Below are 15,565 nucleotides of genomic sequence, written 5' to 3' on the forward strand. Positions count from 1 at the left end.
ATTTGATTACAAATATACAACAAATTTCTGATATGTAGAGTTGAAATTGAAAAGATTTGTAAAGTAATTTGTTAGAATAGAAAAATCTGATTAACTTTGCAAAACGAAAAAAGTGTATTTGGATGGTCCAGATGCTGCCAACTGCACTATAAACAAGATGAAACCGAGTCCAGTCTCTTAGATTGGGCTCGTCTTGCTTTTTTATAGAATATTGGTTGTTGTCTGTATATAACCCCATGCGGTAGATTACGGGATAAATCCTTCCTGATCGTAGCCGCGATGGTGGCGGTGGATTGAGTTGATAAGGGGTTGAAGGCGCGTATCGGTAAGAGGTGTTGATGCGAATTGCAATTGGTCGTTATAGCGGTCGGGAGATCCGGATGCAATCCGTTGGTCAAAATCTGAGGGGATAAGAAATGATGAGCGTTCTCCCAAATGGCAGAAATATTCGGTGAGGTATATCCTTATACCGGCAAGGTCAAGGTCGCCAAAATGGACGTATCTGTTGGGAATTGCTTTAAGCCATCTTATCAAATCGCCATGTTGAGTCTGCGGATAACGGCTTACAAACAGGAGGGGAGAGGATGATGAAAGGTTTTCTTTAAAGAAAACCTTCTGTCGTGAAATCCAACGGAAATTTTCGGGATTCTCAATTCCAACGACCATTACATCCTCCGGGATAGCGAAGCCGTCGAAGTCATATATGAAAGTGAATGTGCCCTCTTGCGGATGAAGTGTAAATGGTTTACTGTTGAGGGTGACTTCTATCGGCTGATAGCAGCTGACCATAAACCCTTTGAAACTGCGTGTGGATTTGAATTTTGAATCACCGATGGTGTGCACTTGTTCAGCACGGCTGGTATCGCCGGATTCCGCCAAACGTAGCAATTCCTCCGGATTGCGTATGCCATAGACGCTATTCAGATACGACATCAGAGCCGTAGCATCTTGAACGCGCCAACTCTTCCGGCTGCCACGGGTCATGGCAACCAGAAGTTTCTCCTCTTTCAACCGGTTGAATAAGTCGCCCTTCAATCGGCTGTCGGCGATGGTCTCTCCGTTTGCAAGAGCTATGAGGAGTCTTAATGAGGATGCCGAATATTTCATCTTATAGTAAGAAGAGATTTTACGATGGTGTTGCTTTTGGCATCCTTGCTAAGGGAGTAGGTATAGCGGTAGGCTGAGGCATTGTATGTAGTGGGCGAACTATTGATCAGCCGGATGTTGCGTGCGTTTGCAAAGGCAAGTATCCCGGCTACATTGTTGGGATGAAGTTTGCCGATTTCATCCATCATGCAATGGAGAGTGAAATCCCCGAAGCGGGATGAAGCCTTACGCTTGAATACGTTGATGAGCATGATGTTGACAATCGCTTTCACAAGAATATCCGTGCCGTCAGAACCGACATTTGTGAGCTTTTCCACCCAGTTTGTATCCTGGTCATTCTGTTTCACCTTAAATTCCAGTTTGAACGTGTCGGCAAGCGTCACCCTCTCACGTTTACTTTCAGCATCCATAAGGTCGCCGAGAGTCATGAGCATCTTTGCAGCACGCTCGTTTGTCTTATCCCTGTTTTCAATGTCGGAAAAGAGATTGAGTTCGCCAAGGTCTTGACCGTGGTTGTCATCAAAGCTCTTGATGATTAGCAGTTGCTGCATTATGCGGTCGTTGCTCTCCACAGCCCTGAGTTCAATCTCCTTTATCACTCCGGCGAAGTTATTGTCGCGGAAATCCTTGTTGATGTCGTTGATGGTCTTCCGAATGTCGGCACCATGCTGAATCAGGTCGCTGACCTCGCGTGAGATTCGTTGAATTATGTCAGCATACATTTCGTTGGTGCGTGTCCGCATGATCTCAATCATATTGTTGCTGATGAAATCACTTAGCTTCACAGCAAAATTCCGATAATCTGCGATAGATGATATGTCAAATTCAAAACCGAGTGTATTGACTGATGAGAAGTTACCCTTGAAGTCGTTGACCGTTTTACGGAAACTCTCCTCACACCGCTGATAGTTCATCAGTCTGTCGCGCAGACTCTCAAAAATATCGGATAGCGACTTGACAGTCTCAAACGGTAGGATGGAATCGAAATTTTTCGGTCGTGATTCCGATGATAGAAAACCTTTTACTTTTGAAATTGCCGTTTCTCGTCTTGAACGGTCTTCGCATGTTTTTTTCAATTCAGAATCCAGACGATGCAGCTCAGAGTCGAGACGCAGTTTCCTATCATCGTATTTTCTCTTCAGGTCGTCTAATTTCTTACGTGTCGCTTTAAGTTCCGAACGTTTCTCATCCTCCTGATCCAAGAATTCCTTCTTGTCTTTTAGCCATTCGAAGTAAGTCTGTTTATTGCGTTCTATGTAGACGAGTTCATCAGAGATTTTGGATAGCTGCCTGCGTAGTTCATCAAGCTGTTGGAGATTTACTCCGGCACCTTTCAGTTCTGCATCCATACGGGCAGTGATTATGCACAATTCCTTTTCTGACTCCTCCGTTTTGAGGTTCTTCTCTTTTTCGATCTCCGCTTTCAGAAGATTAGTTCTCTTTGCAATATCATCTCTCTGTTTACGCAGATTATCCTCGCATGTCTTCTTATCCTTCCTGTATTTTGCGTCTGCCTGTTGTTGACGCGATTTGATTCCGTCAATCCTTTTCAATACCTCTGACAGGGCTGAGTCTATTTCATCCAGTTGCGCTTTCTGCCATTTTTTAAGTTTGTCATCCAATTCCGACAACTCCTTTTTAAGGCGAGTCATGCGTGCGGGTATGGAGGATAATTCTGTGTTTATTGTCAGTTCATCTTCCTGTAAGGACTTCCGGAATTTCTTTGATTTGCCAAGAATATCATTGATATCAGAACGCAATTTTTCCTTACGACATATAATTTGATTCTGAAGTTCAGAGATATTCCGTTCAAGAGAGTCCATACGATTCTTCAGCTCCCGTGGGCTTCGCACATCGCGCTCAATATTGGCAGTATTAAGACGTATTCCGTAGATAGAGTCGGAATCATCTCCCATTTGTGGGTTGAGATTGGTATTGTAGAGCACTGCCTGCTCATCAAGAAGCAGCCCTATATTCTCTTCCCAACCGGGTCTGTTTTCACAAAGCCATTCCATCAACGATCCGTCATAACGTTTCAGCAGATCGTTATTTTTTTCAAGTTCAGTATTGAGAAGGGCAATCTGATTCTCGATTTGAGCCACATCTTTCTCACATGCTGCCGTCAGATCCTTTTCCGCAATTTCATCCTTATGCATACTGCGGTCGATTTCGCTGCGCGTCCGGGATAGCTTATCAGTCAACTCCTTCTCACGTGAAGAGTATTCGGAAATCTTGCCGTTAATCTCCGTCATCTCCTTACTGTAGGGATTGGTGTTGATGATTTGAATCTTGCGTATTTTTAGATCATTGCGTTCGTTTTCGGCAAGACGTAATTCCTCAGCTATGCTCTTTTTCTCTTCCTCATATTGATTGCGGATAGATTCGAGAGTCTTATTGTAAGCATCAATAAGTTGGTTTTTCTCTTCGGAAAGTATCTCCTTCTCCTTATTGAAATGGCTTTCAATCTCATTCAATGATTCCGAAAGTTTGTTCTTTTCCGTCTGGAGCAGGGCTTTATAACGGGTAGTGACATCAAGGTTCTTGTTAGTCAGGAGTTCAAGTTGCTTCTCAAGGTTCCCTTTCTGTATATTCAGTTCCCCCTCACGATTTATGCGAGATACAATATCCGATATTCGGATGTTTTGGTAGTATTGAATTTTATCTTTAACGCGTTTCAGAAAATCGTTCAGTATCCCTTCCGTCTGTTTCAGTTTGTCGCGTTCATTACTGTATTTTCCGGCTTCCTCGCTGATAAGACGTCTTTGTCGGGTGAGATCATTGGAAAGTTTTGTTTCCAGTTCAATCATTTCCGGTAAGGATTTTTCATCGCGTTCGAGGGCATACATGAGTTGTCCGCACAGTTCGTTGATTTCACTGCACAATGCCTCGTATTTAATGTGAGAGTCGATCACTTTGTCGGCATCCACACGCACCTTCACGGATCCGTTTTTCTCCCTCTTATACCATTTCCAGATATCGTCATATCGGTTGCGGAATTCATTGATATGTTCCCTGTAGGATGCGAGGTCAACATTGTCATTTGAGAAGTCGAGAGAATCGATTATGGTATCCTTGATTACCCTTGATTCCAATGACTGGTTAAGGAAAATATTGGTTATGGCTCGCACGATATTCTGATAGCGGTCGCTCTCCATGATACAGAATCGGCGCAGATTAGGATCTACGTTCTGGCGATTGCCATAGATGATATCGCGAAACTCCTCATAATGGCGCAGAATCCTGCTCTTGAATATATTCTGACCGATTGCCTCGTTGATTTTTCCCCACTCACGTGCCATGCCGGCTTCATCGATGAATTGGCTGCGGTCATATTTACAGTCTACTATGCGGAATGCTGTCCGTCCTTGCGAACGGAACGACATTATGAAAAAGATACCGTTTTCGCGCACCACCTCATATATGATATAGGAATTGGAGTAGGGGAGATAGAAATCGTCATATCCCTGCTGCTTGTCTTGGGTGCGTATGCCAAGTCGGCTCTTGTCGGCATTATAGAAGAAAAGTATTGAGCGGAGAAGGGTAGATTTGCCTACGCCTTGTGTGCCGATGAAATGCACGTTGCCGTCAAGGGATACTTCTGCGTAAGGCACGTGTGCGCTGTTGATAAAAATAATTCTATTCAGGTATCTCATCTTCAATATCTTCGTTGATGTTGATGCATAATATTATCTGTTCGATATATCCGAAAGCAGAGGTCACTTGAAACTCCTCTTCCTCGGCATTTATCAGTTCGGCAAACCCGATTGCCACCATATCGTCGGCAATCTTCCGGATCTTGTCATGGTTTGCAGCAATGTCAAGGTTCAGGTTTGCAAGTTTGTCGCGCAGCTCCAGATCCGACGCCATTCTCCCCTCTATCTGAGAGATACGGAACTGAGTGCCGCTGCAGAAAGTGGTATCGTATGTCTTCAGGAAATCAAGATAATCTATCCATTTGAACAAGGACTGGAGCTTGTTCTCAATAATCTGCCTTGCCTCATCACGGCTGAAATAGAAATAGCCGTCTCCCCCCATCAGTTTGAAATCAATCTGGCTGAAATAGTCATAGTATTCCTGTCGGTTCTCTTCAAGGTCGTTATAGAGCACCTGTATATCCCGGTCAACACTGTTGCTTGAGATAAATTGTCCGCGTGATAGTCGCTGGAATATTTCTTTGGTATGTCTCATAATGGGTAAATCAATGGATATTCATAATTCCCTTTCTTCGCAAATGTATCGGTGAACCTCAGCGATTCATAGAATTGAGATGCGAGCTGAAGGAAAAGAACGAGTCGTTCCTCCTCATTGACTTCGGCAGCAAACCGATAGTTCCAGATAAAGGAGAAAAGATCATCGCTTTGAGCAGAGAATGCCTCGGCAAGCGATCTATGGTCGAATGCGCGTGTGGTCTCTTTCTGCTCTTCAAGATATTGGGGATCAATGGTGGAAGCGCATCGGTTCTTTATGGCGGTGGATTTATTCAGTTTACGTCTGACGTTTGCCAGCAATTCCAGTGCACCATCCTCATTGCGAAGGAAATCGATGGAGACCTTGGTGGAGAATGTGGTGCGTGGTTCAAGCCAGACTGCATTCTCGTTTTCAATCACGTTCTTGATATCGGTGCCCTCATTGATAAGGAGCTGATCGCGCAGATATTTTAATTTGCGGACTTTCTTGACAATGCGGCTTTGGTATTGTATCCGGTTAAGATAGTCAATGATGAGCGACTTTATTGAGATTAATCCATGTGCGGATTCCTTCAATCCGTTTTTCACCTCGGCAATGGTCTCTTTCAGACCGATGTCTTGCACGGTTGAGAAAAAGATTGCCTCATCATCTATCAGAGTTTCAGTCTTGGTTATAAGTTCCTTTATGGCGGTGGCTTTCTCATCAAAGGCTTTGAGACGCAATTCTTTTATCTTGAAATTCGGTTCCTGCTTGTAGGTATGTTCTACGTTTCGTTTCAGATCAAGCACGTTGCGACGCGTGTTCTGATTTATTTTGCTGAATATATGCCTTATCTGACGCAGAAACTGGGGTTGTCTCATACTGTCGGCAGCAAGATACGACGCTATATTGAGTTTCAGGGAGTCGATATTTTCCTTTACGGATGCAATACTTATCTCCTCGTTGACGGCAAGTATTTTCTCGAAAAACTCCTGATATGTGCCGTCAAGTTCAAGATTGTTGCCCGACTGAATGATGACTCCGAATTTAATCATCCTTTTCAGGGAGTCCTCCTTCCCCTCAAGAGTCTCCACAGCATCGTCATACTTTACGGATATGGTCTTCCTTTTCTGAAACATATCGAAAAGCAACTTCTGCCCTTGGTAGAGAGTGTGGGTGAGTTCTTTGATATTTCGGAAGTATGCCATGCTGAAAGAGGATTTGTTATGCGGTCTGCAAAAGTAAATAAAAAACTTGGAATTACTTACATTAACCGCTTATAAATGTAAATAATCCAAAATTATTTTAGGAATCGCCTATGGATTTATGATATTGCAAGATCCGTTTTTCCAGATTTGCTATGTGCTGTGATAGCATAATGTCCTGAATGATTGTGCTGTCCTCATTCTCCCTACTATCAATCAAGGCTTGAATGTATTCCCCCTTATCCTCTTTGGTGACGATTGATGGGATGAGTCCTAATTGTAGTTGCAAGATATTCATTAGCAGGCGAGTGGTGCGTCCGTTACCATCCACCCATGGATGAATTGTCACCAACCGGAAGTGCGCTTCAAAACTCAACCGATAGCACGCCGCAACATCGTTTTTATCAATTGCAGCCAATTCTTGGTTCAGCCATGTGCAGAAATCTGCCGTTGCCTTAGGTACTTTTGAAAAAGCCAAGTAGCTTGTCCCTCCGATACCGGCACTCACATTGCAACGACGAAGGTCCCCTTTAGAAGAGTCGAAGGTGCCGCCTAATGTAGAATATTCCGATCCGGTGCGGCGCATTACCTTGGCAGACAGTCGGCATAATAAATCAACAGAGTAGGGTTGATTGCTTTTTGCCCAATCAAAGCCATAGAGATATGCGTCTTTCAGGTCGATATTCATCATCTGCTCATTTAGACTTCTACCTTTTGCCGCGATACCCTCATCGAACAGCAATTGATTCTCCACCTCTGTAACCGTGGAACCTTCAATAGCCGTGGAATGGGTAATAAGAGAATAGAGGTAGAATTTCTCATAATCCACCTGTTGCTCTATACCTGAATCCTTATATCGGTTGATTGTATCAACCAGCTTCTTGTCCAACTCTTTCATCATGCTGCCTTATTACTGAAGTTTAGCAAGCTGCACTTCAGTGGTTTATAGTTTATAGCTTAAGGTTTAAAATTCACGGAAATCTACGAATCTTTTGATTATACAAAATTTAATGACAATAAACCATAAACCTTAAACTTTTTTACAATGCAAATGTAGATAAAAATCCTGAGATTATCTACATTTGCTTACGACTTTGAGATTTAATGTAAACTTCACGCATCTTTTGACGCATATTCTTTTTGTCAGGCAGTGCAAGTTCATCGCGTGCAACCATAGTAGACGATAGTCTTCGGCTCATCGCGTATTCCTCCATCTTATTTTTAAGTAAGGGTAAGCGATTGAACGAGATGAATATACATTTGGTTAGGGACATGAATGTCCCTAAGTTCACATTAAGCATACGGTCTTACAGGAATAATATTTTAAGTAAAGGTAAGCGATTGAAAGAGTTTGAGTTATAATTTGCTTCCGTCATGAATGTCGGGAGCAAAAACGTAAGCATTAACTGAAGAATCCTTGGCATGTGCAAATTTTACACATGCCAAGGATTTCTTCTTGTGCTTGAAATGCTGGGCGTACTTCACCACTTGGTCAATTATAGAGTTTTATATTTCTGAAAACGACTTGTGGGCTTGTCGGGGATTGTCATTTGGATGCAAGTGCCGAGAAGTGGATTCAGGTAACGCTCTCGGAACTTTCGCTTATCTTGGAAACCGCAATGAGCGGTTATTTCTGCCAATGAACGTGGCTCCTTGCAAAACTCGATGATTTTTTCTTCGATGGTTTTGGCTTCTTGACTTGTGCCTTGACTTGTGCCTTGACTTGTGCCTTGACTTGTGCCTTGACTTGTGCCCTTTGATAAGTCATCTTTCTTTGTGGCGTTGACGGTGACGCGGAATGCTGTGATTGTATTCACATCGAAGACTGCCGGAGTGTTGCCGTTGTCTTTGAGCATTTCTTGGACACGGGTCACACCTCGGTTGAACTTGTTGACGTACTTCATTACGCGCATAGCCTCGGCAACAAGTGGATTGCGATAGTCATTGACTGACGGGAAGTTTTCAGGACGGGCTTCCCCATATAGACCTCCGGCATTCATTATCTCAATATAGTCGTCAAACTGATATAATCGTATCGGCATGTTTGACTGATAATCACGGTGCATACAGGCGTTCATCATCAGCTCGCGTATTGCTCCCTCCGGATAGTTCCATACCGTCTTTTCGCGGAAGAGAGATTCGGGCACAGGTCGCTGGGTTATGATGCCGTCTCGGACAAATGACTCCAATATGGGTAGCATCTTGTACAGCGGACCCGCAAATTGGCGTTCATTGAGAATGTCGCCACCCTTGTCTTTCCCGGCAAACCGCACGAACTGAACATAGTCACCGAGAAGAAAATATTTCGGATTCTTTCCAAAGAGTATGATTCCGGCGTAGGTCGGGCAATCGTTTTCTCTGTCATAGAGATGTATTGATGCAAGTTGCTCTTTTATGTCGCGCTTATCATTTGTCAATGTTTCATCATCAAGAAAAGTAGGAAGGTATGAGTTCTTGATGTAATCAACATCTAAATCTTCCAATTTTGCATTCAGACAAGGAGTAGCGTCAAATGTTGCCATAAATGAACAGCGACGCTCTGCAAGAATCCGCTCTTCTGCTTCAGTTGCGATGTCTCGCCGTGGACCAATACGGATAAAGGCTCTGCCACGATAGCGCACAGGCGGTAAATCCGATGGTCTAACCTCGGCAACGAGCAATTCTCCTTCCGGGAACACAAATCTATCCACCGACATGGTAGGGAGAGGAAGTATGTTGCCATCCGAGCGAATACCTGAAATTTTCTTCAACAGGGCATCATCTACCTTCATTCCTACCAGTTTTCCGTCATCATTAGCCCCGATGATAAGATAGCCGTTCTTTCTGGAATTAGGCATATCGTTGGCAAACGCACAAATGGCCTCACAAAACTTGTCCATGTTGCCAGTGCTGACAGTGCGCTCCACCCGATACGTCTCGGTGGATCTCAGCAATTCCGAAACTTCTTCTTTTGTTATCATATATAGACTATTACAAATGCAAAATTACAAAAAATCTGTGAAATCTCAATAATTTGCTATTTCAGGAATAGTCACAATCTTAAATTCTTCAGAAGTAAGTTTTAAGATTAAATTTAAATTAATTCAAGCCGTATGCGAATATCTCATCTTATACTCACTACCAGTACCGCCCAAGATATTTTGAAGGCTATGAACAGAGATTCTTTGGAAAGATAGTGTTCCTGCTTAAAATTTCTTTTGACAATGCCAACTTGGTCTATTCAATTACCAAGTAGTGCTCAATATGAGAATATTTCTGACAGTGTAGATTGGGTGCTGAGAGACCACATGTGTAAATTTTGCACATGTGGGGGGTGATGGTTATCAACAATACGTCACAACTCTTTATAATCTTGATGTGATCATTTCAGTCGGCTATCTTGCCTAAGATGCAGACTACTTCCTATATCTTGAGTAAAGTCTAAGCAATCTATCAACAGCATATTTCCATTCTATATAATCTCTATGGATTATTCTTGTGTATCTAAGTATGGAAGGAGTATTGAAAGAGATTTGTTTCTGGCACAATTTAAAACGTTTGTTTTCTATGTCACTTGATAGAAAACGCTTTATCACATCTATCGCCTCATCATATTTTGAAGTAATTACATTGAACACCAAGCTACTTCGTGATGAATCAGAAGTGTTCTCATATAATAAGACACATTTGTCATTATCCTGATAAATCGTAAATAAATACCCATCCTCATCATATTGATTTTCAGAAGCCGAATGTATGACTGTTTCCAACATTGAAAATATTGTTCTTTCTTTAACCTGTAGGGTACTCAAATACGACAAAAAAGGAGACTTCCTAACAAATGAATTTTGTTGAAATATTTCAACGTAAAAAGAGTTACTAAATTGTTTACGGAATGAATAACTAATATCATTATCATCAATTGAAGAATAGTCAACAAAAGTTGGTATCAGAGATCTGAAATCTTCAAAATTCAACAGTCCGATAATATTACCATCTTTTGATTCAACCCTTAATAGGGGTGAGCGTTCCTTAATATACATCATTATATCTCGGAAACTCTTTTTTATATCTGGATGACGAAAATGGAATGGATTTATATGGGCTTGTTGTGAACCATTTGGATGATTCAGATACATTATCCCATCGTAAAAAGTCACATATCTCCAAGGGAGATCAAATTCTCCATCTAATGGATATTCGTTATTCTTTTCTTTAATTTGAACTTTTTGATGTCGATCAATTTCTGCCAACAAATACGATAGATCATTAGCCGGATTAAACAGGAACCCGGAATATTCTTTAACAGAATAATCTTTTACCAACTCAAATTTATGATCTATTTGGTATAGTATTTTTTTATTCTTTAGATTAGGTATTCTTACCGACTTAAGAATAAAATCACCATATTTAATACAACCCTTGCTGATGACTAATTCACTGGCAGAAACATCTTTTGCGATTATTTTTCTCGCCAATAACTCCTCTTTGGAAAAAGTGAAAGGCAAGGTGCTGTTTTCCTGTTTATATTCTGAATGTAGAGTACTATCTTTTGCGATTATTTTTCTTTCCAATGACTCCTCTTTGGAAAAAGTCAAAGGCAAGGTATTGCTTTCCTGTTTATATTCTGAATGTAGAGTACTATCGTATTTTCGCTTATCTGTTGAAAATAAATAATTCAACACTTTCGTGTAATCATCCTTATCCCAAAATGTAAACTGCCTATGTCTGTTATGAATGCGTCTTTTTTCTACTAATACAACCACATTAAAATCAGAATCAGAATCAAAATCAATTACGAGATTCTGATTTATGTTAGGGATTTTAGATATTTTACAATAATAATACCTTCCCGAATATTTATATTGAATATATTTTTTATGGGCATTTATTCCTAATATTTTAAAATCAGATAGGGAGGGGAATGGAATAATATTATATGTCTCTATTGTTTGCTGAATATAAGGCTTTTCCAAAAATGTAACATCATTAATGTTATCTAAACTTAAATTGTTATTTATGTTACTTTCAATCTGAGATAATAAAATATTTTGTAACAATTTGAATGCAAATTTTCCAATCTTTAACTCTAATTTATTGGTGAAGTCTTTTGATGTGAATAAAGTAAAATCAAGACATAAAAGGATAGTCCATTTTCTTAGCAATTTTGATATTGAATCATTTTTATTCAACCAGTCTAAGGCATTAGCTGTTAATTCTAAAGGATTGTATGCTAATAAATTGTTTTTTTGATGTTTCTTTTTTTTGCTCATAAAAGTTAAGAATAATATATCAGGATGTAACTATTCAGCGAATATGTGGTAATTAAGTGGCTGATAATCTATTGTTTGTAAAATATGATAACTGCCAGTAAATTTACAAATAAACCATTTTGTCTGAAATTAGAATAAGTTTTAAGCTATATTCAGTTGTAAATCAAAGATGATTATTCGCTGAACAGTTACATCAAGATTGTTGATTGTTAAATTGTGTCACTATTATTTAGTCATAATCTCCACAACATAAGCGAATTTAGGATAAATATGACGATATTTTGGGTTTTTATTCTCAGTTATGCTTTTAATCCGATGAGGGACTTGATTGTATTCTTGTTGCTTCAAGAGACACTCTCCTGTTGCCCACATGCCATTCTCATCTTTTGATGGGATAAAAACATATCCAACTTCATTTTCTTTTGCGTTCTCATTAATCAAGAGAGTCCTCTTAGACTTGTTGCGTTCAATGTCAGATGAAGACTCGCTGTATAAGTCCTTAATCTGTGTTACTAAATGGCATAAACCAAGTGTAAGGCTAAATATTAGGCTTCTTGACATCGCAGAACTTACTTTTTCTTCTTGTTGGATTGACGGTACATCCTCTGAAGGTGTATGTGAATGAGCATTTCCATAGGTAATCACGGATAAAACAATACCGCTTAGATATGTAGAAATTAAACTATCTCCCGGATGTCCATAACGAACACCGGAATGTTTTGTTTCAATTCCGGCAATATATCTTGAACTTTCCATCAGATTTACATCCCCATTGGATAAACATTCTTCAGGAATAAGACCACATCTAAGCATGACACGGAAAACATACTCCAAGGCTGTACGTAATCTTGGATAATAATCCGCAGGCACAAAATCTGTGTGATTCGCAGGAAAGTGCATTACCCTTAATATGGCAACAATAATCCTAATCGATTCACTGTCGAGTTTTACGGATTCGGCGGAATGAAAAAAATCAGAATATATCATTTCGATCTGTTTCCTTTCCGATTCTCCCATAGCCTTTTTCATATCCTCGAATAGTCTTTCATCATCCCTCTCCTTTATGTAATAGTTGGGATGAATTTGACGAAACATTTCATTATCGATTAAATCCGGTTGACCTGTAGATATGAAATATGGTACTGACCTTTTCAAATCAAGCTGATTAATTCGATTGACTGCTTTTTGCAAACCATTTAGATTAGCTTGCTCATTGTCGGATTCATCGAACATCTTTGCATCAAGCAGAACACCGTCAATTGATTCAATTTGACGTTCAAAGAATTCCATACCTTCTTTTCGATTACGAAAGGGAATTAACTCAATATTATGAGACTCACGACATTCCTCTTGGAACAATGGCATCTTATCCCATTCGTCGTCAATCCAAATCACTCTGTACTGTAACATAATCAATTAGATTTTAACGGTAAATATACTCTTACTGTTGGATTACCATTTAGAGTCACTATGTCATAGTCACCTCCGAAATGCTTCACAATCCTATTAACAATGTTTCCTCCTTTGCCATCTCCTCCGGTAAGTCCGGCTTTCTCTCCAAGCAATCCATATCGTTCTTTCGTGAGCCCTTCGGGAAATGGAGTACCATTGTTTGATATATCAATCTGGAACATCTTATGATCATTAGCATTGACAACAGATACTCTTATCTCAACCTTATTCCCTTTGATATTTCTTTGAGAAAGGAAACCATGCTTGATGGCATTTTCGAGGATATTGTTCACCAGTCGTTCAAAATCCACATGGTTAATGGAGGTATAAAGGGGGTATATCTCAATTTCTTCCTGCCTGGATACGGTATGATTCAATGAAGAATCTATGATACGTTCTTCAATAGCATCTGTTATTATTCCAGCTTCTTGAATAGAAGCAGAGTCAGATGTATATTCTATATCGAAATATTCTGAATGAGTATTTTGGATACAGAGTCTACAGAAATATTCGTCAATATTGAAATCTTCAGGAGTTCCAAAAGCATCCTCTTCAGAAAGAATCTCAACAAGATTTGACAAAGCTTTTATAGCTACTTCTTGCTTGTCAAGAACACCTAAAAGTCTATACGTTTCACCTTTATCAATATATTTACGAAGCAATCGAACTGCGGATGAAATTTCCCTTAGATAAGGGCGCATATCATGTTTCCGGCAACGGACTTCATTTATATATTCGGCTTTAATGGACTCAATAATATCCATTAAACCTTGTTCCTTTGCCATTAATATTTGATACGCTTTCTTTCGTTCTGAAAACAATGATCGCTGTTCTTCATAAGAAGACAATCCGACTACCGATGAAAGAAAACTTCTTTTGGTTATATGTGGAATAGCAATCCCAACTGCCAAATTAGAGGTGCGCTCCAATATTTCTTCCCGTAGGTATTCCAAACAAATGCCATCGCGCGAAACATGCCATGCCTGCACATTGGGCTTCAAATAAACAGGTGATTCAATTGAAGCATTACAAATCGTCGGTTTAACAGAACGTATGGTAGAGATTAAAAGACAACGTTCAGTTAGTTTTGTGAGATTTGAAACATTACCTTCACTAAGTTTTTCAATGACAATTTCATTTTGAAATGGTTTATCACTTAGGTCGGAGATAGAAACAATCCTCCCTGTTTTATCCTGATGGTTTCTATTGGATGGAATGAGTGTTAGAATATCTTTTAATGGAACGACTTCAAAACCCTCCGGAATCCCGATAGTAGTATCCTTGTATTTGTTGTAGATAAATGAATAATCCTTATTTCTGCATTCTTCAATGGATGGACTTAGAACATTGGAAGACTTATTTTCATATAAATTCAAAATGCGTTCATAATCAAGGATACGTCTCCATTTTTCAACTTGCTGAAAACACTCGCTGGCATCTATGATTGACAAATCGGATTTATTATCTTTGTCAAGCACAAGAACAGAACACACAATAGAAGTGCCATTCAGAATTTGTTGTGGCAGTTCTATAACAGCAGACACAATATGTGATTCTGTCAACTCTTTACGTATTCGCTGTGTACACCCTTGCTGAAAACAAAACGAATGAGGTACAATGACAATACCTTTATTCCATCCGGGCATGGATAGGAACTCAGCAATCACAAACTCTGAATCATTTTTGACTTCATAGCCAAAATTAGACATCCACCGGTACTTATCTTTGTTAATCTGCATTCCAAATGGGGGCATTGACATTATGGCTTTGCTCCCTAACCATGCGTGAGATCGTGAATCTTCAAGACAGATATCGCCCGTATTACAATTATGGGCATCAAGTCTATATTTGGCAATAGTCAATATCAACTCATCTAACTCTTCTCCATGATAATTTTCATAGTTGCCATATATCTCAAAGGAACACAAACCTGCATAAGGATTATACACGTCTTTAATGTTCATTGATTTTGAGATAGAAGTACATAGTAGAGCCAACTCCTTTGGCATAGCCCATTCGCCTCTAATTCCGGAGGATGAAACGTACAATTGAATTAGCGACTCAACGAAAGCAGTATAATTGTTGAGAAAGTCAGATTTGCATAATGTATTGTCAAGATGTGAAAATATATGCCGATCTTGGTCATACCTTTTTAATTCTGTTAAAAAGCCGCGTACAATATCGTCCGAAGCAAATTCTTCGTAATCACTAAAATCTTCAATGGCATATCGTTTATGCTTGCAATAAGTATACAGCATTATATAAATAAAAGCATCTCTTCTCGGGAGGAAGGCGATAGCACGATTGATTGTGTTGTAAACGAGAGCATCGATATTTGATACAGAATTCATAAGTAGTACAATTTTATTGAATCCGACATTG

At 39.8% G+C, this 15,565-nt stretch carries 9 protein-coding genes; all 9 read right to left on the reverse strand.

Features of this window, described 5'->3' with window-relative positions; translation table 11 throughout:
* Positions 1-246: 246 nt before the first annotated feature.
* The 9 genes from E5331_RS02905 to E5331_RS02950 all read right to left on the reverse strand — a co-directional run bounded on the left by E5331_RS02905 (position 247) and on the right by E5331_RS02950 (position 15,534).
* On the reverse strand, positions 247-1,107 hold the full coding sequence (locus E5331_RS02905) for a DUF7281 domain-containing protein (protein WP_123484608.1): 861 nt from the start codon (positions 1,105-1,107) through the stop codon (positions 247-249).
* A complete protein-coding gene (locus E5331_RS02910; RefSeq protein WP_135985830.1) occupies positions 1,104-4,760 on the reverse strand; it encodes an ATP-binding protein in 3,657 nt (1,218 codons plus the stop codon). Before E5331_RS02910 ends, E5331_RS02905 begins: the two co-directional genes overlap by 4 nt.
* Complete coding sequence (locus E5331_RS02915; RefSeq protein ID WP_135985832.1) at positions 4,744-5,295, reverse strand: condensin complex protein MksE; 552 nt, start codon at positions 5,293-5,295, stop codon at positions 4,744-4,746. Before E5331_RS02915 ends, E5331_RS02910 begins: the two co-directional genes overlap by 17 nt.
* Positions 5,292-6,482, reverse strand: a complete 1,191-nt coding sequence (locus E5331_RS02920) for a hypothetical protein (RefSeq protein WP_135985833.1) — start codon at positions 6,480-6,482, stop codon at positions 5,292-5,294. Before E5331_RS02920 ends, E5331_RS02915 begins: the two co-directional genes overlap by 4 nt.
* A gap of 97 nt (positions 6,483-6,579) precedes the next feature.
* Positions 6,580-7,380 carry a Fic family protein gene (locus E5331_RS02925; protein ID WP_275441043.1) on the reverse strand — a complete coding sequence of 267 codons (801 nt, stop codon included), beginning with the start codon at positions 7,378-7,380 and terminating at the stop codon, positions 6,580-6,582.
* 595 nt (positions 7,381-7,975) lie between these two features.
* Entirely contained in the window at positions 7,976-9,439 is a 1,464-nt protein-coding gene (locus E5331_RS02930; RefSeq protein WP_135985835.1) for an RNA-binding domain-containing protein, read from the reverse strand.
* Between the two features lie 435 nt (positions 9,440-9,874).
* Positions 9,875-11,731 carry a hypothetical protein gene (locus E5331_RS02940; protein WP_135985837.1) on the reverse strand — a complete coding sequence of 619 codons (1,857 nt, stop codon included), beginning with the start codon at positions 11,729-11,731 and terminating at the stop codon, positions 9,875-9,877.
* A 225-nt stretch (positions 11,732-11,956) separates the two neighbouring features.
* Positions 11,957-13,141 (reverse strand): hypothetical protein, encoded by a 1,185-nt coding sequence (locus E5331_RS02945; protein WP_135985839.1) that lies wholly within the window; start codon positions 13,139-13,141, stop codon positions 11,957-11,959.
* A gap of 2 nt (positions 13,142-13,143) precedes the next feature.
* Entirely contained in the window at positions 13,144-15,534 is a 2,391-nt protein-coding gene (locus E5331_RS02950) for an N-6 DNA methylase (RefSeq protein WP_135985841.1), read from the reverse strand.
* Positions 15,535-15,565 lie beyond the last annotated feature (31 nt).

Origin of the sequence: Lepagella muris (assembly GCF_004793975.1) — a bacterium.
GTDB lineage: Bacteria > Bacteroidota > Bacteroidia > Bacteroidales > Muribaculaceae > Lepagella > Lepagella muris.